This is a genomic window from Streptomyces griseochromogenes, from assembly GCF_001542625.1.
Lineage (GTDB): Bacteria > Actinomycetota > Actinomycetes > Streptomycetales > Streptomycetaceae > Streptomyces > Streptomyces griseochromogenes.
This window is the reverse complement of sequence record NZ_CP016279.1, coordinates 6,607,419-6,628,279: the sequence shown is the minus strand read 5'-3', so window position 1 is coordinate 6,628,279 and position 20,861 is coordinate 6,607,419. Positions and strand designations below refer to the sequence as shown.

Sequence of the window (20,861 nt, the reverse complement as noted above, 5' to 3'; positions counted from 1 at the left end):
TCGATCACATGTCCGTCCCCTCTCGCCTCCCGCGCCCCCTCCGGCCCGAGTCGCCGTTCCCTGCTCAAGACGGGCATGGGCCTGGGCGTCACGCTCGCCGGAGCCGGACTGCTGGGCGCCACGCCCGCGGCCGCCGCCGGGCAGAACGGCACCGCGCTGTGCGACCAGCCGGGCGACTCGGCGAGCCGGCAAGGCCTCGGCTCCGGCGACCTCGGCATCCCGTACTACCGGGAGCACGACGGCAGTTGGGGCTACGTCTTCGGCGACTCCTGGACGGGGATGCAGCAGGGCGGCGACTACATGGGCTCCCCGGTGATGCTGGCCCAGGACCGCTTCGACGCGTCCGGCGCGACACCGATCTCGTTCACCTGGGCGATGCCGACCGGCGGCCATGCCGGCCAACTCTTCGACTACCGGACGCGAGCGGACAACGGTCACGGCTACGAGGTGAGCCGCATCCCCAACGACTGCATCGAGTTCGGGGGCCGCACCTACATCCAGTACACCTCCGTGGCCACCTGGGAGCCGCCCGCCGGCTACGACGGCTCGCTGATGTCCGGCGTCGCCTACTCCGACGACCACGGGGTGACCTGGACCGACTACGACTACCACTGGCCCGGCGACACCCAGGGCACGAACCAGTCCCTGTACGGCATGTGGTCGTTCGCCGGTATCGACCCCGACGGCTGGCTCTACATCTTCTCCAAGCGCTGGAACGGCACCCACAGGAACACCGCCGACGGAGGAGCCATCCAGCTGTTCCGGATCCAGCCGGGCGACTTCCGTGACGGCAACTTCGGTGCCCAGCAGAACTGGGCGTACCTCGACGGCTCCTGGCAGTGGACCACCGCGGCGCCCCCGTCGGTGATCCTGACCGGGCACAACACCGGTGAGTTCTCCGTCAAGCGGATCGGCGACACCTACTGCATGAGCTACTTCGACGTCGACATGGGCGCGATCTGCACCCGCACCGCGCCGCGGCCCGACGCCGTGTGGAGCGTCCCCGTCCCGCGGATCACCGCCCTCACGGTGCCCAACCTCTACGGCGGCTACATCCATCCGGGCAGCGCGAGCGCGAACTCGCTGACCCTGATCGTGTCCCAGTGGAACGGAGTCGTCGGCCAAGCACCGTACTGGGTACGGCAGTTCGACGGCATCCCGGCGTGAAACCGCGTGTCGCCTCGCTGTCACCGTTCGTGGGTCAGGAAGGACCTCTCATCGTCGCCGTGGCGGCTGGGCTGCCGTACACCGCGTACGCGAGCCAGCTCGGGTCGCCGTCCCGGTCCCGGATGGCCTGGCGGGCAGCGAGTGAAGCCCGGCCCAGGGGCTGGCCGGCGTCGAGGAACCGGCTGTAGAAAGCCTTCGCGAACTGCCTGGCCGAGTCGGAACGCACCGGCCACAGCGTGCCGATGAACGCACCGGCGCCGGCCCGCAGGAATTGCGGGGCCCAGCCGAGAGCGGAGCTGAACCAGTCGATCTCGCCGGCACTGCGGCAGGCGTTGAAGAACACCAGTGGATGGTGGGCGCGCAGGCTGTGGGTTTGGGCGGCGGTCGCGAGGTCGATGGGCTCGAAGTGGCCGTCGGCCATGGTCACCCGGGATCCGGAGCCGGAGAAGGCGTTGTGGCACGCGAAGTGCAGGAGACCGGCGTGACCGCGCTCGATCAAGGTGGTGAGCTCGGCGCATTTGGTCAGCAGGCCCGCGTCCGCCACCCCTGGGCCCAGCGATGTGCGCAGTTCGGCTATCTCCTGTCCCGCCTCTTGCGGTGAACCGGGCGGCATGACGAAGGCGGCACCGGGGAGGGCGATGTGGTGGACGCGGTCCTGGCGGAAGACACGGCGCACGACGGGCAGCCACTCGGCGAGGAAGCCATTGTCGTGATGCGCGTCCAACGGGTACAGAAGCTCCCATGGCACGAAGTCGTGTTCGCCGAGGACCGTGAAGGAAGTGATGCGGTCGGCCTGCTCCCAGAACTGGCGCTGTACGGCCTCCGGTACGGCCGCCGACCACAGCTGGACGCCCTGATTCCGCAGCCGGCTTCTGAGCCCGGCCACGTCGGCGGGCGTGCCGCGCCCGGCCCGTCTGGCTGCCTCGCGCAGCTGGGCGTAGATCTGCTCGGCCGCCTGACGCGGGTCACCACCGCGGAAGCGGAACTGCTCCGGGGGATAGCAGGTCTCGCTCAGCAGCTGAAAGCTGAACGAGCCGTCCTCGGCGTTGCGGTGTACCTGGAGTGTGGCTTCACCGGGTTCGAAGGCGATACCGGGCAGCAGCGCGTGTCGGCGTGGGCCGTCCCTGGTCACTCCTCCCTCGGTCACCGAGATCTGGCAGCGCACCGCCCCCAGATACGTGCCCTTGTGGAAGGCACGGACCGTCACCTGGTGCAGGCCCGAATCCACCGTACGCAGACCGAAATACAGGACATCGGAGTCCCGGCCCGGGTACACGGTGAGCTCCTGTTGGAGGTCACCCAGCGCCCGCAGGCCCTGCGCCGTGACGGTGATCGTCAGCCGCGCCCCTTCCTCGGGCAGTGGGAACGATCGCATACGGACACTGCCTTCGCCGTGGCCGGGCTCTCGGGCTATCCGTACGTGGAGCGGGACCTCGCGGTTGGGCGCCGCTTGCTCGGCCAGTTCGGCGATGAGGTGGTGCGGTGCGGACAGCTCATCGCCTCCATGTGCGGAGGCAGCGGACGGCATCCCGGCACCGGGCTGCGGACGCGCTGGGGGCGGTGTCATGGCCGGCCCGACGGAGGCCTCGCCGCCCCGCGAGGAACTCGTGCTGTTCCCGGACCATCCGCCATGTCCCAGGGGGCGTCTCGAACGCGATTCCGCGCTGCCGGCCGGGGGGTCGGCCCCGTCCGGCTCCCCCTGCGGTCCACTCGGGTCATTCGCGTCCGTTCCGGCCCGGCGTCCCTGCTGAATGCCGCGTCGCAGGTTGGTGAGCCGTCCGCGTACCTGCTCTTGAGCGGCAGAGGCATGCGGGGACGGTGAGGCCGGCGGTTGCCGACGTTCGTCCCTCGTCGGTCGTCGGCCGCTGTCGGCGGCGCCCTCCGACGCGGCCGACGGCACTCCCCAGGTCGCGTTCTGCGTGTCGCTCGCGGTGGTGGGGGACCGACGGGGAAGCCCGGCGTCGGTGACCTCGTAGGTGGTGGGAGGAGAGCCCGGGCCCGGACGATCGAAGCTTGTGCGGCTGTGGTGGTCCGGGTTTGCGGCCTGCGGAGATGCCGCTTCCGGAGCAGACGGGTCCGGATACCCGCCGGTCGACGAGAAGGAGCCGGTCGGCGGCACGGCGTCGTTCGGTGCGTGGTACTGCTGCTCTTCGTGCGACGGCTGCGGGAAGATGTCGTCGTGGTCACTGCCGAGTTCCGCGGCAGTCCGCCCGGACGGGTCGAAGCCGTCCCCCGCGGATCGTGTGACGTTCCCCTGCTGCGGTCCGCCCGGAACAGGGCGTCGGCCGTCGCCCCGATCGTCGTCCTCGACCGGTTGACCGGCACCTCGACCCTTCGTCCGGGGGAATCCCGCCGCGACGACCGCGGCCAGTTCGCGGTACGCCTCCCAGGTCGCGTCCCGCATGCCCTCCAGGGCCCTGCCGGAACCGTCCGCGAGCTGCTCGTCGAACGGCACGATGACAACGCTGCGGCAGGATCCACCCAGCCGCGCGGCAGCGTCACGCGCATCGAGCATGGTCGCGCTGTCGCGTACGCCGGTCAGGACCACGTGGCTGCGATCGGCGAGGTAGCGGTAGGCAGCCAGGGCGTCGACGGTGGCAGCGATACTGGACTCGGACCGGCTACTGACGAATATCTGCTGGTCAGCCCCCGTCAGTGCGACGAAGGCAGCGAAACCCTCCACGCCGGTGGCGCAGTCGCTGAGGACGACTCCGTACGAGGTGAGGGCAGTCAGAAGGGCGCTGTACGAGACCGCGTCGAGCGGCTCACTCGGTGCGGTGGCGGCAGCGCCATCGGCGAGGATGTCCAGGCCGGAGGGCGAGCGGGAGGTGAACTGCCCGATGTCGAGGCCGCTTTCGGGGAGCCGAGCCGCTAAGGCGCGCAGACTCGCCCCTGTGCCGTTGGCGGGGGCATAGCGCCCGAGCATGCCGTCATTGGCATCGACCGCGATGATGGGGTCGTCCCGCTCGGAAGCGAGGATGGCGCCCAGGGCGGCGGTCGTCGTGGTCTTCCCTGTGTTGCCGTTCGGGCTGACAATCGCGACGACATGGGTGGTCCCCGCCGGAAGCGGCGTGCGGACTGCCTCGCCGTGGTCGTGGGCGTCGTACCCGGTGGACGCCCTTCCGGCCCGCCACCACCGCCGTCCTTTCGCCGGCATCGGCGCCTCCTCCGGGTCACGCGTCACACCGACACACCCAGCTGTCCCAGCCGCGCCAGGCACCAGGGGCGACCAGTGACCCACTGAACCTCCCCGGCCACGATGCTAGATCGGAGAGCACTTCGCCATGTGGCACTTCGGCCAAACCGGCCCGAAGGCCGGGAGACGGCTTTCAGCTCCTTTCCGCTCCTGGCTCGTTACACTGCGTGGGGGATTTCGTGCCGTCGCACTTGGGGGGTCGGTTTGGAAGACTCGGCAAACTCGCGTGAACTCGTCCCCGTGGACCTGGTCCCCCGACCGGTGCTGCACGGTGCTCAGGACGATCAGCCGGAGCGAGGCGTGTTCTACTTCGGGCGCCCGCTCACGTATCCACTCGATCTGCAGAACGCACCCGAACACATCCGCTTCTCCGCCGCGGAAAGGCAGGGCCGGGTGGAGTTCCGTCGACTCGTGGTGCATCTGTCGTTGTGCCCCAAGCCCGGCGAGCCCATCCGCCATGTGACAGTGACCGCTGCGATCGATGACGCCGGTGACACCTCGGAGCTGCTGTTCCGGGATGCCTCCCCACTGCGGCTCACCAAGGCGGTCACTCGCCACACCTCGTTGAACGTCAAGGCGGGCCTCGGAGTGCTGAAGCCGGAGGGCCAGCGGGGCTCCCAGTACGAACAGGAGGAGCCCTTCCTCCTCGCCCGGGGGATCGACACGACCAGCGTCCAATGGGAGTTCCGGCAGACGCCCCACCAAGACCTGGACGGTTCCCACGAACTGCTCGCCACTGTGGAGCTGCCCGTGGGTGCGGCGGGCAGCTTCCGGTTGTCGGCGGCGGTGAGCATCCGCCGGAAGCGGTTCGGCATCATCGGATACGACGCACAGCTTCCGCACCATCTGGCCGTCATACCGTGCCGCTGATCACCGCCAGTCGCCGATCAGCGTGAACGCACCCCAGTTCCGGTATTCCGGGTGGGCGGCGCGGGTGGCCTGTTGAGCACGTCGGAAAGCATCCCTCTTCGCGTCGCCGGCCAGCAGACAGCGGTAGAGCTCTTCGTAGAAGAGCGTCGCGACCGGCGCGGTGACCGGCCAGAGCACGCCGATCACCGTTGACGCGCCTGCCGTCAGGAAGGCCGCAGGCAGCCCACGCAGATTGTCGTTGAGGTCGTACCTGCCCAGGGCCGATTCACAGGCGCTCAGCGTCACCAGCGCGACGCCCCGCAGATCCAGGCCGAGAATCTGGCACGCGAACAGACGGCCATCGGCGCCGTCCTCCGCATCGAGGTAGAGGCACTGGTACCAGGGAGCCTCCACGTCGTGCGAGCCATGGGCCGCGATGTGGAGGTAGTCGATGCCCTGGAGAGCTGCCATGAGGGCGCGCGGTGTCGTCATGCCGTCCTCCAGCGCTCGAGCGCCGGGGATTCGCGCGGACAGGTTGTGTACGTGCCTCCTGATCTGCGGTTGCTCGGGCAGTCCGTACATGACGCCCCCCGTGGCGGAGCCGGCGATCAGGAGACGGTGCGTGCGGGATGCCGCCGTATCCGTGCCTCGTGCCGAGCAGTGTGGTGTGGCGGCAACGGTGGTGACGACCCAGTCGTCAGCCAGCGGGCGCCCGTCCACGTGCAGCAGATGGAACGGGAGGTAGTGCAACGGACCGTGCGGCCAGAAACAGAGGTGCTTCCTGCCTTCCGCCCGCCATCGCCGGAGGTCGTCCTTGGTTGTGCCACTGAGTCTGAAGTGCCGTTCCAGTACTTCGGCACCTCGTAACGTCACCGGGCTTCCCCCCGGGTCGACGTTGACCTCCTCACGCACTTCCGCGACAGGGAGCACCATCCAGCTCCACGCGTGGGTGACGTTGAGCGCGTGGTCATGAGCCCTGGTCAGACCAGGATGCACGGGAAGCTCGACGACGTTGCCCGTCACCTCCCCTGTGGTGACATGGCAGGAGACGAGCGGAGCGCCTCTGGCACGCCTGAAGGCGGTGAGGTCGAGGTGGTCGGCGAGGAAGAGGGAGAGCAGGACCGTCCCATCGTCGAGGCCGTTGTCCCCGAGCTCGGCGATCTCGAACAGGTCCGGTCGGGTCGCTTCCTCGAACGCCGGCCGGTGGGGGCCGTGCAGCATGTGGATGCTGATGAACCGATCGGCGACCTTTCGGAGGTTCCCGCAGGAAGCCTCGGCATCCGTTCCCGGGGCGATGTCACGGGAGTTGATGTAGAAGAGGCCGGATGTCTCCGCAGGCGCCCACGCCCCGTCGTCGAAGAGGCCCAGCCGGTCCGGCACATAGGGGCCGTCCAGAGCCTCGCGAGCGGCGATCATCTCGTGCAGGTGCTGAACCGACGGAGTCAGCGGACGGGGGCCCGGCTGCTGTACCAGCAGCCGGAAGCCGTAGCCCTTGAACAGCAGGTGCTGTGCGGCGATCAGCGAGGGCGACTCGGTGCGGGTCACGAGCCGCGCGACCTCCTGCCCGAGGTCACGTACGAGGTCACTCCGCCCGTCCTGGGGGCCCGCGAGGGCCCCGACGACCGGTTCCACTGCCCGCAGGAGCAGCATCACGACGAAGGTCAAGTCGAAGTCCGGCCGGTCATGGTCCCGTGCCGCCAGGTCGGCCGACGCCAGGGCCTGGTTGGCGACATCGGCGACGTACCCGGGCGAGAGGTGGCGCGCCGCTTGGCGGAGAGCGCCTTCGGCCGCGAGGGCGCACTCGACGAGTGCCTGGAGATGCCGGCCTTGGTCCCGCAGCCAGGCGACGTAGCGTTGCCGGTAGGTCGCCAGGAGGCAGTCCAGAAGCCAGGCGTACGTGTCGCGGAACTTCCGGTCGACCTTGAAGATCATGTCGAGCAGTGTCACGACCTCGCCCACGTCCTCGGTACGGGCGTGCAACGCGGCGTGCACCAGCGTCGCGGCTCGATCGCCGGAGGACGCGCCCTTGTGCCGACACATCTCTTCGACCCTGGCGGTGAGTTCGGCGATGCCGACAGGGGTGCGAGGGCAGCGCAGGTGGTTTCCGGGCAGATGGTGTGCGAGGTTCCGGCACACCCATGGCGCGACGTCCAGATACTGGTTCTCTCCCACAACGGCGTGAACCGTCGCCCATATCTCCCGGAGATCACCACGATCCTCGATGAACAGGACGACGTCCGCCAACAGACCGAGCAGACGGGTGCCGTGGGCCTCCCTGCGCAATCGCGACAACGGGACCGGGAGCAGAGCCTTCAAACGAAACGGCTCGGATACGCCCAGCCGACGGACCACTGAGCCTACGGCTCGAAAGAACTCGTCCAGCAATCCTGCCCGGTTGACGGTGTGCCAGACCTCGCCGACCGCCTCGGACGCGGCCTCCCAGTACGCGTCCTCGCGTTCGGAATCGACTCGTGCCAGCAGGGACAGCACCTGTAACCGCTTGAGCTGGCACCGCCCCCGCAGTGCCTGCGGTGCCTCGCGCAGAGCCGAGTCGAGAAGAGCCAGCGCCTCTTCGAGCGCCGCCTGTGGTTCGGGCATGGAACGGTCGTGATCGGGGTTCCACATCGACTCGTCCATTTCGTCGGTGCCCGATTCGCCGAGTGTTCGGACAGCGAGCACCCTCGTGATCCGTAGCCGGAACGGATCCGTCCACCGGTCGAACGAGCCCGGGACATCGTCGGGATCCAGTTTGCCGCAGTACGGCCCTGCCAGCAGCCAGGCGGCGGACAGCCGAGTCTCGGTGAGCTCCGCCCGCTCCGATGCGGTCGCCCTGCTGCGTCGCCCGGAGTGCGGACCGTTGTGCCGGGCGAACTCGGTGAGCGTGCGTTCCAGGATTTCCGCTTGCAGGTCGGCGGTGTGCAGTGCCTGGCGCAGACGGCTGCCCCACGGCCGGGGGAGCAGGGTTCTGCGGGTGATCTCGACGAACCGGTCCGCCGCGTCCCACCACGGGGACCAGCGGTCCCGCCCCCACTTCGCCTCGGTCATGGCCACAACCAACCGCCACCAGTGGTAGGCAAGATCGGGATTTCCGTCCATCACGCTGATGGCGGCCACCAGGCATTCGTCCAAGGCGTTCGCGGGGAAATCCGGGAAAGACTCCTCGCGTACATGTGCAAGAGCGGCCTGCTCCGACACGCTTCTGTTGGCAACCCTCCTCGCCAAGAAGAGCAGATCGTCGAATGGCGGCCCGATGTTCAGAGAGCCGGTTGCCTTCGCCCGCGACATGGTTCGAGTGTTCCTGACCTTGAAGCACCCGGAGTCCGAAGTGAGATATTGATGTATTCCGCCGGATCGTGCCTGTCGGGCGAAAGGCAGGTCAGGTCCGGATCAGTCGGTGTCGCCGCACAGGGCGTGGTCGATCAGGGTGTTGGTGGCCCTGTTGAGGGTCGGCAGGTCCGCCGGAGCGGACGTGGTGGTGATGGAGACGGTCACGGCGCGCCGCCCGTCGGCGGTGACGGCGGGACGGGTGTAGACACCCGGGCCGTCGCCCTCGTGCGTGTAGTACGAGCCTGCGCACGAGAGAGGGATCGTGCGCAGGCCGAGGCCGTAGTCACCCAAGGGCTGCTCCTTGATGTCCTCGGGGTCGTCGGTGCGGCGGACGGTCTGCCGCATCTCGTGCCATTGCGCGGCCGGCAGGAGCTTGCCGTCGGCCAGCCCCCGGAAGAATGTGTCGAGGTCTGCGGTGGTGCTGACGATGCCGGAGTCAGCCGTGTGCTGGAAGCTGTGGTCGGTGATGTCGAGCCGTGCACCGTCGGCGGTAGTGAGGTAGACCCGCGCGTGCGGTTCGGGGAGGAACGGGTTCGCTCCCGGTATCGACGTGTGGCGCAGTCCGAGCCCGGCGATGACGCGGTGTTCGACCAGCTCCCGCCAGTCCGTTCGGCCGGCCTTCTCCGCGATCATCGCCGCCAGCAGGTAGTTGGTGTTGGAGTAGGCCCAGCGCGGACGGCCACCAGGCCGCGGGGTGAACAGGGGCGGATGCTTCATCGCGATGGCGACGAGTTCGGCGGGCGGGGTGTCGTTGTACCGGTTGGCGTCCGGGTGCTGCAGCAGCCGTTGGATGCCGGGATCTTCCGTGTAGTTGAACAGCCCACTGGTCTGCCGCAGCAGGTCCCGCACGGTGATCCGCCGTCCGTCGTTGCCATGACCGGACACGGTGCCGGGCAGCCAGTGCTCGACGGTGTCGTCCAGTGAGAGCCGTTTCTCGGCGGCGAGCTGGAGCACGACGACGGCCACGAACGTCTTGGTCGTACTGGCGATGCGGAACTCGGCGCCCCATGGCACGGGCGCCGCCGAGCCCGCGGCTGCGGTACCGCTGCGGGCTTGGAGCGCTCCACCCGGCCTGTCGACCCGGGCCACCACGTTCACGTCCCCGCCGCCCGCCTGCCGAACCCGGGCCACGTCCCGCCGCAGCTCAGCCGCGGAGTAGGCCGAGTCTGCGGCCATGTGCTGCCGCGGCGGCGTGTGGGGTACGACGGCCGCCGCCGTCGAGCCCGCGGCCAGCAGGGCACCGGCCAGCACGACACCCCCGAACGTCCTCGCACGCATGGTCATGGAACGCCCTCCCCGTCGTCGTGAGTACGAGACCACAGTCAATCGGGCGATCGTGTTCGCCGACATGGCGCAGGCCACCGGGGCCGGCGGGGGGCAAACCCCCCGGAGCAGGCACCGCCCATCACCACCACCCGAGTCGCGAGAGCAGCTGCTCGTGACGGCGCAGACAAAAAGGGCGCGCTTCGAGGACGACCCGTCCTTAGCATGTCGTGGCATGACGCACACGCCTCGTCGTTCCGACGTGCCCGAGAAGCCCTCCCTCGACGGGCTGGAAGAGAAGTGGTCGCGGCGCTGGGACGAGACCGGCGTATACGCCTTCGACCGGAGCCGGCCGCGCGAGCAGGTCTTCTCCATCGACACTCCGCCGCCCACGGTCAGCGGCTCGCTGCACGTCGGTCACGTCTTCTCGTACACGCATACCGACGCCGTCGCCCGCTACCAGCGGATGCGCGGGAAGGCCGTCTTCTATCCCATGGGGTGGGACGACAACGGCCTGCCCACCGAGCGGCGGGTGCAGAACTACTTCGGGGTGCGCTGCGACCCCTCGCTGCCCTACGACCCGCACTTCACCCCGCCCGAGCACCCCGGCAAGCAGCAGATCGCCGTCTCCCGCCGTACCTTCATCGAGCTTTGCGAGCGGCTGACAGCGCGGGACGAGCAGGCCTTCGAAGAGCTGTGGCGCAGGCTCGGCCTCTCCGTGGACTGGTCGATGACCTACCAGACCGTCGACGACGCGGCGCGCGCCACCGCGCAGCGGGCCTTCCTGCGCAACCTGGCCCGCGGCGAGGCGTACCTCGCCGAGGCCCCCACCCTGTGGGACGTCACCTTCCGCACCGCTGTCGCCCAGGCCGAGCTGGAGGACCGGGAACGTCCCGGCGCCTACCACCATCTGGTCTTCCACGGCCCGGACGGGCAGGACCTGGAGATCGCCACCACCCGCCCGGAGCTGCTGCCGGCCTGCGTGGCGCTGGTCGCTCACCCGGACGACCAGCGCTACCAGGCCCTCTTCGGGCGGACCGCAACCACCCCGCTCTTCGGCGTCCGAGTGCCGGTGGTGGCACACCGGCTGGCCGACCCGGAGAAGGGCACCGGCCTGGCCATGGTGTGCACCTTCGGCGACACCACCGATGTGGTGTGGTGGCGCGAACTCCGGCTGGCCACCCGGCCGGTGATCGGCTGGGACGGCCGGTTCAGGGCCGAGCCACCGCCCGGCCTGGACGGCGATGCCGCCCGCTCGGCGTACGAGCGGTTGACGGGTGCCACTCCGCACACGGCTCGGGAGCGGATCGTCCCGCTTCTGCGGGAACGCGGGGAGCTGCTGGGCGAGCCCAGGCCGATCGTCCACGCCGTGAAGTTCTACGAGAAGGGCGACAAGCCCCTGGAGATCGTCACCACCCGCCAGTGGTACCTCCGCAACGGCGGCCGGGACCAGCAGCTGCGCGACAAGCTGCTGGAACGCGGTACGGAGCTGCTCTGGCACCCTCCGCATATGAAGGCCCGGTACGACAGCTGGGTGAGCGGCCTCAACGGCGACTGGCTGGTGAGCCGGCAGCGCTACTTCGGTGTGCCGATCCCCGTCTGGTACACGCTGGACGACACCGGCAACCCGCGCTGGGATCGGCCACTGGTGCCCTCCGAGGACCGGCTGCCGATCGACCCCGGCACCGACACCCCCGACGGCTACACCCCTGAGCAGCGCGGGGTGCCGGGCGGGTTCCTCGGCGACACCGATGTGCTGGACACCTGGGCCACCTCCTCACTCACCCCGCAGATCGCCGGGCGTTGGGGACGGGACGACGACCTGTTCCAGCGGGTCTTCCCGATGGACCTGCGGCCCCAGGCCCACGAGATCATCCGGACCTGGCTGTTCTCCACCGTGGTGCGCGCGGACAGCGAGCACGGCCTGCTGCCATGGCGCCATGCGGCGATCTCCGGTTGGATCCTGGACCCGGACCGCAAGAAGATGTCCAAGTCCAAGGGCAATGTGGTCACCCCGTCCGACCTGCTCGCGCAGCACGGCTCCGACGCGGTCCGCTACTGGGCGGTCGGCGCCCGGCCCGGCACGGACACGGCCTTCGACACCGGGCAGATGCGCATCGGCCGCCGACTGGCCATCAAACTCCTCAACGCGAGCAGGTTCGTGCTGGGCAGTGGTGAGCCCGACGCGGACGCGAGCACGGTTGACGAGCCGCTCGACCGGGCGATGCTCGCCCAGCTTGCCGACGCCGTCCAGGACGCCACCGACGCCTTCGAGGAGTTCGACTACGCGCGGGCGCTGGAGCGGACAGAGGCGTTCTTCTGGCGCTTCTGCGACGACTACCTGGAGCTGGTCAAGATCCGCGCCTACGGTGAGCGCTCCCCGGAGGGCGCCGACTCGGCCCGGGTCGCGCTGCGCACCGCGCTCTCGGTGCTGGTGCGCCTGTTCGCGCCGTTTCTGCCGTTCGCCACCGAAGAGGTGTGGTCCTGGTGGCAGGACGGCTCGGTGCACCGCGCGCCCTGGCCCGACGCGGCGCAGCTGCGCGAGCAGGCCGGGGCAGCCGACCGGTCGGTGCTCGACGTGGCCTCGGAGGTGATCGCCGCGGTGCGCAAAGCCAAGTCCGAGGCGCGGGCGTCCATGCGTACCGAGGTGGCCGCTGCCACGATCAGCGCCTCGCCGGCCGTGTGGGAGCGGGTGAAGCTGGCAGCGGGTGATCTGCGGGCGGCCGGCCGGATCGCCGAGATGAAGCCCGCCGTCCGCGAGGCCGCCGGACTGGCGGTAGCGGTCAGGTTGTGACCGCGCCGTTCCCGAACCCTCACCGGGGTCGGCCGCGGCAGGCCCCCGGCCGACCCCGTCGTCCGTCATCGACCACATCGTCGTCCAGGTAGTCGTACTCGGTGGATCGGCGTAGAACAGCCGCACATCATCGCCTGGGATGCGACACGTTCGTCATCGCCACGGGCGGCGGTGGATCTGCGAGGTCGTTCCGGAACCCGCATCCGGGGCGGGCACGGACGGAGTGTCGACATGGCCGACGTGGTGATGACAATGGATAGCCACATCACGCAATGGGGGCAGCGTGTTGCCATATCTTCACCGAGAAGGTGGTCGGCGTCGGGGCTGGCTGAAGTACCTGACGGCTGTGGGGATCGGAGCCTGCGCACTGGGACTCGCCGCCACCTGGACGACCGGTCCGCTCGCCACCGGAATCGGTGCGGCCGTCACCGCTGTGTACAGCCTCGTGGCGGACCATCTGCGGCCGCAGCGGTCCGGTCCGCAGGCTGCGGCCCTGCTGCGGACCGCGTCGGGACGCATCCCCAGATTCCACCAGTTGGACCGTCCCGAACTGGCGGGCGTGCACTTCGCGGACGGACAGCACGCTCGGTCGGCACCCCCGTATGTGGAACGTGACGCCGAGCCGCTGCTGCGGGAAGCGCTGGCGCAGGGTGGCTTCGTGCTCATCGTGGGCGAGTCCACCGCCGGAAAGACGCGTCTGGCCTACGAGGTCGCCCGGTCGCTCTTCCCCCGGCACGCCTTCGTGCGCCCCCTGACCAGGAGCGCTCTCGCCGCCGCCATCGAGGTGGCCCGGCGCCGCAGACGCGCTGTCCTGTGGCTGGACGATCTCGAAAACTATCTGGGCGCCGACGGCGTGACCACTTCCATGCTGGCCGGGCTGCTCCAGGGACGCTCCGGCCGTGCCGTGGTGCTGGCGACGATGCGGTCGCAGGAGTACCGCCGTTATGACGCCCGAGAGGAGAGCAGGCTCACCGGATCCGACCGGGACGCATGGCGGGTTCAGCGGGAGGTGCTGGACCGGGCGAGGAAGATCCGCCTCGCTCGCCACTGGTCGCCGGCGGAACAGCGACGTGCCGCGGCACATCAGGCCGACCCCCGGATCAGACTCGCTCTGCAGAGCTGCGACCGGTTCGGGGTCGCGGAGGTCGTCGCAGCCGGCCCTGAACTGCTCGCTGCCTGGGAGAACGCCTGGGCGCCCGGAGCCAACCCGCGTGGCGCGGCCGTCGTGGCCGTGGCCGTCGACTGCCGCCGGTCGGGACTGCGGCGCCCGGTGAGCAGACAGTGGCTCCAAGAGCTCCATCCGCCGTATCTCGCCGAGCGCGGAGGGCCGGATCTGCAGCCCGAGCCTTTCGAAGAAGCGATGCAATGGGCCTGCAAGGCCGCCTACGCGACGAGTGGGCTGCTGGTCGGCAATTACAGCCAGGGGTACCTGGCGTTCGACTATCTGCTGAACACGCCAGGACTGCCTCCGGTGCCGGACCATCTGTGGGAGGCGCTGCTGACACGAGTCGAGCCCGCTGATGCCTACGACATGGGGCTGGTCGCCCATCAGGCGAGCCGGCTCTCGCGTGCGGTCGCGGCTCTCGAACGGGCCCGGGCGGGAGGAGCGGCCGGCGCCGACTTCCTGCTGGCGATCGCCGTCGGAGATCACGGCCGGCCGCGCCAGGCGGTCCGGAATCTCGAGGACGTCGTACGACGCAGGCGTTCCGAACTCGGTCCCCGCCATCCCGAAACGCTCGCCGCCCGGCATCAGCTGGCGTTCTTCAAGGGGGAGGCCGGGGACACCCGTGCGGCCAGGGCCGCATTCAGTGAACTGGTGGTGGATACGACGGCGACCCTGGGACCGACGCACACCGACACGCTGGCCGCCCTGCACCAGCAGGCCTACTTCACCGGAGAGGCGGGTGACACCCAGGCCGCGGTCCGGCAGTTGCGGGCTCTCCTGGCGGACCGATTACGGGTGGAGGGACCGGACCATCCTCAAGTCCTGGCCACCCGGCGCAGTCTCATCTGGTTCTCCAGTCTTCACGAAGATCTCGCCGAGGCCCAACTGGAGCTGCGGCGGCTTCTGCGGGACGCGCGACGATGCCTCGGGCCGGACGACCCGCACACGCTCGCCATCGTCAGCACTCAGGCGGCATTCGCCGCCCGGGCAGGCCGAACGGCCGAAGCGGCGGCCGCTTTCACCCAGCTGGTGATCGACCGCAGCCGTGTCCTCGGCGCCGACCATCCGCACGTCGTACACACGCGCCTGCAAAGGTGCCAGGCGTTGATTGCCGAAGGCCGCACCGGGGAGGCGGGCGAGGAGCTCACGCAGGTCCTCCGCGACGCGCAGCGCGTTCTCGAGCCGGAACATCGCCACATCAATCTCGCAAGGACCATGCTCGACGAGCTGCGACAGCGATGAAGAGAGCCTCTCACAGCAAGGTTCTCCATGGCGCCTCGCGGTCGACCTGAGCGGCAACGAGCCTGCCTTCTCGGGCAGTTGACGCTTCCTTCGGGGACTGCTTCACTGCCTCAGTGGCTCATCCACTGAGCCACATAATGTCATGAACGCATCAAGTCGAGGGTGGCCGTCCTCCATGAGGGTGCGGCCGCCACCCATACCGAAGGAGCATGGTGAGCAGAACAGTCAAGCGGCGCGGCACCCTGATCGGCATGATGCTGTGCGTCGTCGTCGGCACTGCCCAGCCCGCGATCGCCTCGACGGCGGCGGATGCGAGCGGCCGGGCCGCGGCCTTTCGGGCATCCCCGGTCCACGAGGCCGAGCGGGGGATCGCACGGTCACTGGCCTCCTCGCTCCGTCATTCGCGGTGGAGGGAGCGGGTGCGCGAGGCCGTGCTCGGCGCACAAGACGTGGACCTGCAGAACCTGGCCGGCAGAGCCGCCGGCGACCCGACGGGGAGGCGCCTGCACACCGCCGTCGCCGCCGCGAACCGCCGCATCGTGGGCCTGAAAGGCCTACCCGCCTCGACCGGATCGCTGCTGCGTATGCGCTTGGGCGCGCCCGCCATGCGCCCTCGACTGAGGGCCGGCATCACCCCGTGGGTCGCCGTCGCGGCAGCCGACGGCCACGCCAAGGCCCTGACGGCATACGACAGCCGGGGTCGCGCTCATGCCGTGGACACCGCCCGGGTGCCCGAGCGTCCCCTGTACATCCTGGACATCGACGTCTCCAAGGCCCACCGGGCCGGACTCGCGGTGCTCCACAAAGCCCTCGCCGGCAAAGATCTCGATACGCCGAAGTCCGCGAACACCCCCGACACGGAGGGCTGGTGGGCCACCAAGGTCACGGCCGTCGAGGTGAAGGACGACGAGGAGCCCTGGTTCAAGGGCGCGGCCGAGATGTTCTCGCTGGTGACCGGCTTCGGGCCGGACGGCAAGGCGCGGGTCGACTCGGTCGACATGCCGTACCTGGACTACGACAACACTGTCTACTACCCGAACCAGATCCTGGTCAACTGGTCGAACTACAAGTACAACCTCGCCGACGTCGTCATGATGGAAGACGACGACGGCACCAACTACAAGGCGCTGGCCCAGGCGCTCACCACGGCCCTGCTCACCGTCGCGGACCAGGGGGCCTACATCCCGCTGGTGAACGCGGTCCTGAGCGCTGTGCCCGACTCCTGGTTCACCGACGACCCCGACTACGTGGAGTCCTGGTACACCCTGTCCAAGAACTCCACCGGCCGGCTGAACGGTGCTTCGGGCAACGGCTGGATGACCGTCGAACCGTACTTCGTCGAGCAGTTCTGACCCTCGCGCGCGCCGAACGGGTCCTTGTGCGGGGGAGGGGCGACTGCGCCTGGCGGGATTGCCGGGAGTCGCGAGGTGTGTGATCGCGGTGCCCGTCTCCCGCGAGGGTGTCGACATCGAGATTTCCTGGTAGCGAGCAAGCGCTTAGTAACATGGTCGGTGGACAGTCCGCGCGACAGAGAAGGACAGCTATGCCGACGTCGCAGGTCGAGGCCTTCTACGAGCGTGAAGCGCCCGGCCGGTTTCTCCCCACCGCGTACACCCGCGGCCCCTGGGACGCCGACTCCCAGCACGCCGGCCCGCCGGCCGCTCTGCTCGGACTGGCCGTGGAGCAGCGGCCGGACGGACGCCCGGAGATGCGGGTCGCCCGGCTCACCTACGAGATCATGCGGCCTGTCCCGATCCGGCCGCTGACCGTGACCACGCGTGTGCTGCGGTCCGGGCGCAGCGTCGAGCTCGTGGAGGTCGGTCTGACGCCCGACGGCGGCGAGGAAGTCATGCGGGCGACGGTCCTGCTGATGAAGACGGCGCAGGACGCGGTGCCCGAGGTGACGCCGGGCCGGCAGGTGCCCGGTCCCGGGACCGGAGACCTGAAACCGTTCTTCCCGGTCCCATGGGACCAGGGCTACCACACCGCCATGGAAGTCCGCTTCACCGCCGGCTCGTTCCTCGAACCCGGCCCGGCGACGGCGTGGATGCGCATGAGGGTCCCCCTGGTCGCGGGCGAGGAGATCACGCCGCTCAGCCGGGTGCTGACAGCCGCCGACTCGGGCAACGGAGTCAGCACCGAGCTGGACTACCACCGATACGTCTTCATCAACACCGACCTCACCGTCAGCCTGCACCGCCACCCCGAGGGCGAGTGGGTCTGCCTGGACGCCCGGTCGATGGTGGACGGGGCGGGCATCGGCCTCGCCGAATCCGCCCTCCACGACGAGAAGGGCCCGCTCGGGCGCAGCACCCAGACCCTGTACGTGGCCGCGCGCGGCTGAGCCGGCCGGCGGCGTGCCCCGGACGACGGCGATACCCGTATGGGATGCGGCGGGTGTTCGTCCTTCCCCTGTCAGAGGTCCGTGCCGCCGCGCGGTGTGATGTGGTGGTCGAACGCGAGGGTGCCGGGATCCAGGGCCGTCGCCCCGCCGTCCACGGTGAGCACCGCGCCGTTGACATAGGACGCCGCCGGGGAGATCAACCAGCTGATGGTCTCGGCGACCTCACGTGGTTCGCCCGGCCGCCCCATGGGCAGGAGCCTGGTCGCCTCCTCGTAGGCGGACTCCACGCTGCCGTCCTTCAGGTCCGCTTCCTCGGCGAAACGTGCCATGCGCCGGTCGGCCATCTCGGTCCGCACCCAGCTGGGGCACACGACATTGGAGCGCACCCCCTGACGCCCGTAGTCGACGGCCACGGAACGGCACAGCTGCAGCAGGGCGGCCTTGGACGCGGCGTACGGGGCGTTGCTCCGGCCGTTGCGCAGGGCGGAGACCGACGCGACGGCGACGACCGCTCCTCGCGCCCGGAGCAGATGGGGGATCGCCGCGCGCAGGAGCAGCAGCGGACCGGTGACATTGGTACGCATGACGTCGTCCCAGTCCGCCAGTGACAGGTCGGCGACGGTGCCGCCGCGTCCGATGCCCGCATTGAGCACGAGACCGTCGAGTCGCCCATGGGCGTCGAGGGCCGCGCGGACGAGACCTTCCGCGGCAGCGGGATCGCCCGCGTCGGCCGGATACGCCAGTGCGCCGGTCTCCTCCTCCAGGCGCCGCAACGGTTCGGCCCGACGCCCGGAGGCGACCACATGGTGCCCCTCTTCGCACAGCAGCCGGGCAGTGGCCTCGCCGATGCCGGAACCGGCGCCGGTCACGATGACAACACGCTTGTCTGTCACAGCAGTTCAGCCTTCTGTTCCGAGATCACAAGTGATCCGATCGTAGAGGGGTCCGTACGGTCGCCCGTCGCGTGGCCCTCACGGCAGAGGGCGCGGGGCAGGGTCCATGCGCTCCATCAGCCAGGACTCGGCCCGGAGCAGCCGTTGCTCCACCTCGACGGCATCGACGCCGCTCACGATGACGAAGCACAGGTGGGAAGCGCTGTGGAGGGTGACCGCGTCGGGTGGGATCCGTTCGTTCACCTCGTAGTGCCGCACCCACGGGAACGGAGGCCTTCCCGGCAGCCGTACCGGGCGGCCCTGCGGAAGGACGGAGACCGAGCCGTGCACCTCGGCCGGCGGGCCGGTGGGCGGCGGCTCGCAGGGCAGCCCGCAGGACAGGCGCAGGGAAACGGTGTGCAGGTCCACCCCGTAGGTGGCCCGGGTGAGCGCGGGAATGCGGTCCCCGCCCACGCGAGCGGCGATCTCGCACATCAGCAATCGGTCGTCGGGTGTGTGGAAGACCTCCAGGTGGTAGGCGCCGGCCTCGGGCGTGTCGAAGGCTTCGAGCACGCGGTCGAGGAAGTCCTCCAGCCGCCGGGCGAACGGGTCGTCGGGCAGCAGCTGGACCGAGCCGTTGTTGAGCCCGGAGAAGACGCCCAGACAGCTGCGCAGATAGCGGGAGGAGGCCACGAAGCGGTAGCCGGGTGCCAGGACGGCGTCCACGTGGTACATCGGGCCCTGGACGAACTCCTCCACCATCAGGTCTTCCCGCCAGGGCCTGCGGCTGAAGGCGACGAGTTCGTCGTCGCCGCGCAGGACGGTGATGTCGCGCGCGCCGCCCTGTTTGACCGGCTTGACGGCGACCGGGAACCCGTGCACCGCGGTGAAGTCCGTCAGGTCGGTGAACGTGACGAGGCGGGCGAAGCGGGCCGTGGGGACGGTACGCCGCGCGACCCGCTTCATGACCACCTTGTCGCGGAACGACAGTGCGCCGGCCGCGGACTGGCCGGGGACGCCGAGGTCCTCGCGTATGCGCGCGACCCGTTCCAGGTCGTACTCGTTGTCCGTGATGATGTGGGTGAACGGCCGTTGCCGGGCCATCCGGCGGATCATCAGTTCCGGGTAGGGCACGGCCTCGCAGTCCGTCACGTGTTCGTATCCGCCCAGGCCCTGCGTGTTGGCCAGCTCGTGGTGGCTGAACACATGGAGTCGGTCGGCCACTTCGGGAAACATGGCGGGATAGTCCAGACAGGGGCCGTAGTTGATCACTGCGATGTTGGTCATGGGTGTTGGCCTCGCATCAGGTGGTGCCGGGGTGTGCGGTCGGTCGGTGGCGGCGGGTTCCGGGGACTGTCGTGGGCGCGGTGCGCCAGGCGGCCGAGCAGAGCGGCCAGCGCGGCGAGCACCGCGATGGTGGTCATGGCCGTCGGCAGTCCGAACGCCTCGCTGAGGAAGCCGATGGACGGCGGGCCGAGCAAGATGCCGGTGTAGCCGAGGGCGGACGCCACGGCGACCCCCTGGGATCCACCGGACGCACCGGCGTTGCCGACGGCGACGGGGAAGACGTTGGCAAGGCCCGTCCCGGTCAGCGCGTAGCCGAGGAAGACCAGCCACGTCTGGGGTGCCAGGGCTCCGGTCAGCATGCCCACGGCGGCGAGGAGGCCCCCTGCCACCAGGACGGTCGTGTCCCCCAGCCGTTCCAGGAGCCGGGTGCCCGACGCCCGGGAAACCGTCATCGTCAGCGCGAAGACGGCGTACCCGGCTGCCGCGACGCCCGGTCCGGTACGCAGGTCGTCGGAGAGGTGCAGCGCGCCCCAGTCGGCGAGCGCGCCCTCGCCGTAGGCCGTGCACAGGGTGATCAGTCCGTAGACCGCGATGAGCGGACGAAGGCCGGCGGCGCTGTCCGTGCCGCGGGTCCGCACGCCCTCGGGGTGGTCCCTGGAGAGGGAGCCCGGGCGGCGGGGTACGGGGGCGCGGAGCAGGACCCGGCCCGCGCAGGCGGTGACCAGGAGCCCGATGACGGTCAGCAGAAACAGATGTGGCCGCGGGCCGAGGTGCGGGGCGAGCAGACCGCCCAGCCCGGCTCCGGCCAGTCCGCCCGCGCTGAACGCCGCGTGGAAGGAGGGGAGGATGGGGCGCCCGATCGCCTCTGCCAGATCCACGGCCGCCGCGTTGAAGGCGACGTTGAGGCCGCCGTAGGCCGCGCCGAACAGCACAAGGGCGAGGCCGAGTTGGACGGCGTCGTGGGCGAACGGGGGCAGCGCGGCCGACAGCGACAGCAGGGCCGCGGTGACGACGGTGACGGGGTGGTTGCCGTACCGCCGGCACAGCCGCCCGGCGGGCAGCATCGCGGTCACCGATCCCACCGACACGCCCAGGAGGGACAGTCCGAGCATGCCGGGCGAGGCGTCGATCCGTTCCTTGACCGCGGGGATGCGGACGACCCATCCGGCGAACACGAAGCCGTCGAGGGCGAAGAAGAGGCTGATCGCCCAGCGCAGCCGGGCCACCGGCAGCCCGCCCGTGGCCGGTCGACGCCGGCCGGAATCCAGGGTGACCCGTAAGTGACTGAGGGCGGGGGCTCGTTCGGAGCCCTCTACAGGAGAGTTCGGCATCGTGCGTTGACCCTTCTCTGTGCA

Annotated in this window: 12 protein-coding genes; 6 read left to right on the top strand and 6 right to left on the bottom strand. The window is 69.8% G+C overall.

Annotated features, from left to right (window positions below; translation table 11 throughout):
- The first annotated feature begins 75 nt into the window (after positions 1-75).
- A complete protein-coding gene (locus AVL59_RS28455; protein WP_079147033.1) occupies positions 76-1,167 on the top strand; it encodes a DUF4185 domain-containing protein in 1,092 nt (363 codons plus the stop codon).
- Positions 1,168-1,201: 34 nt separating this feature from the next.
- Here AVL59_RS28455 and AVL59_RS28450 read toward each other — a convergent pair whose 3' ends face one another.
- A complete protein-coding gene (locus AVL59_RS28450; RefSeq protein ID WP_067309944.1) occupies positions 1,202-4,324 on the bottom strand; it encodes a CHAT domain-containing protein in 3,123 nt (1,040 codons plus the stop codon).
- 279 nt (positions 4,325-4,603) lie between these two features.
- On the opposite strand from AVL59_RS28450, the gene AVL59_RS28445 reads away from it, so the two are divergent.
- Positions 4,604-5,233, top strand: coding sequence for a hypothetical protein (locus AVL59_RS28445; protein ID WP_067309941.1), 630 nt, complete (start codon positions 4,604-4,606; stop codon positions 5,231-5,233).
- Here AVL59_RS28445 and AVL59_RS28440 read toward each other — a convergent pair whose 3' ends face one another.
- Positions 5,234-8,326 (bottom strand): CHAT domain-containing protein, encoded by a 3,093-nt coding sequence (locus AVL59_RS28440; protein WP_159400104.1) that lies wholly within the window; start codon positions 8,324-8,326, stop codon positions 5,234-5,236.
- 273 nt (positions 8,327-8,599) lie between these two features.
- Positions 8,600-9,823, bottom strand: a complete 1,224-nt coding sequence (locus AVL59_RS28435; RefSeq protein WP_067309935.1) for a serine hydrolase domain-containing protein — start codon at positions 9,821-9,823, stop codon at positions 8,600-8,602.
- A 214-nt stretch (positions 9,824-10,037) separates the two neighbouring features.
- On the opposite strand from AVL59_RS28435, the gene valS reads away from it, so the two are divergent.
- The 4 genes from valS to AVL59_RS28415 all read left to right on the top strand — a co-directional run bounded on the left by valS (position 10,038) and on the right by AVL59_RS28415 (position 17,347).
- Positions 10,038-12,596: a valine--tRNA ligase gene (gene valS, locus AVL59_RS28430; protein ID WP_067309932.1), complete on the top strand. Its 2,559-nt coding sequence runs from the start codon at positions 10,038-10,040 to the stop codon at positions 12,594-12,596.
- A 346-nt stretch (positions 12,597-12,942) separates the two neighbouring features.
- On the top strand, positions 12,943-15,003 hold the full coding sequence (locus AVL59_RS28425; RefSeq protein ID WP_067309929.1) for a tetratricopeptide repeat protein: 2,061 nt from the start codon (positions 12,943-12,945) through the stop codon (positions 15,001-15,003).
- A 209-nt stretch (positions 15,004-15,212) separates the two neighbouring features.
- Positions 15,213-16,355 carry a DUF3103 family protein gene (locus AVL59_RS28420; protein ID WP_067309926.1) on the top strand — a complete coding sequence of 381 codons (1,143 nt, stop codon included), beginning with the start codon at positions 15,213-15,215 and terminating at the stop codon, positions 16,353-16,355.
- Positions 16,356-16,546: 191 nt separating this feature from the next.
- Positions 16,547-17,347 (top strand): thioesterase family protein, encoded by an 801-nt coding sequence (locus AVL59_RS28415; RefSeq protein WP_067309924.1) that lies wholly within the window; start codon positions 16,547-16,549, stop codon positions 17,345-17,347.
- A 71-nt stretch (positions 17,348-17,418) separates the two neighbouring features.
- On the opposite strand, the gene AVL59_RS28410 is transcribed toward AVL59_RS28415, so the two are convergent.
- The 3 genes from AVL59_RS28410 to AVL59_RS28400 form a co-directional block, all read right to left on the bottom strand.
- The gene (locus AVL59_RS28410; RefSeq protein WP_067309922.1) at positions 17,419-18,240 is read right to left on the bottom strand and encodes an SDR family NAD(P)-dependent oxidoreductase; all 822 of its coding nucleotides are present in this window, start codon (positions 18,238-18,240) and stop codon (positions 17,419-17,421) included.
- A 78-nt stretch (positions 18,241-18,318) separates the two neighbouring features.
- Complete coding sequence (locus tag AVL59_RS28405; RefSeq protein WP_067309920.1) at positions 18,319-19,506, bottom strand: ATP-grasp domain-containing protein; 1,188 nt, start codon at positions 19,504-19,506, stop codon at positions 18,319-18,321.
- Positions 19,503-20,837 carry an MFS transporter gene (locus AVL59_RS28400; RefSeq protein ID WP_079147031.1) on the bottom strand — a complete coding sequence of 445 codons (1,335 nt, stop codon included), beginning with the start codon at positions 20,835-20,837 and terminating at the stop codon, positions 19,503-19,505. The genes AVL59_RS28405 and AVL59_RS28400 overlap by 4 nt, the downstream gene beginning before the upstream one ends.
- Positions 20,838-20,861 lie beyond the last annotated feature (24 nt).

Excerpts from the sequence above, each read along its gene's own strand:
- AVL59_RS28420 (WP_067309926.1), top strand. The coding sequence starts at position 15,213 with ATGGTGAGCAGAACAGTCAAGCGGCGCGGCACCCTGATCGGCATGATG.
- valS (WP_067309932.1), top strand. The coding sequence starts at position 10,038 with ATGACGCACACGCCTCGTCGTTCCGACGTGCCCGAGAAGCCCTCCCTC.
- AVL59_RS28405 (WP_067309920.1), bottom strand. The coding sequence starts at position 19,506 with ATGACCAACATCGCAGTGATCAACTACGGCCCCTGTCTGGACTATCCC.
- AVL59_RS28415 (WP_067309924.1), top strand. The coding sequence starts at position 16,547 with ATGCCGACGTCGCAGGTCGAGGCCTTCTACGAGCGTGAAGCGCCCGGC.
- AVL59_RS28400 (WP_079147031.1), bottom strand. The coding sequence starts at position 20,837 with ATGCCGAACTCTCCTGTAGAGGGCTCCGAACGAGCCCCCGCCCTCAGT.
- AVL59_RS28455 (WP_079147033.1), top strand. The coding sequence starts at position 76 with ATGGGCCTGGGCGTCACGCTCGCCGGAGCCGGACTGCTGGGCGCCACG.
- AVL59_RS28435 (WP_067309935.1), bottom strand. The coding sequence starts at position 9,823 with ATGACCATGCGTGCGAGGACGTTCGGGGGTGTCGTGCTGGCCGGTGCC.
- AVL59_RS28450 (WP_067309944.1), bottom strand. The coding sequence starts at position 4,324 with ATGCCGGCGAAAGGACGGCGGTGGTGGCGGGCCGGAAGGGCGTCCACC.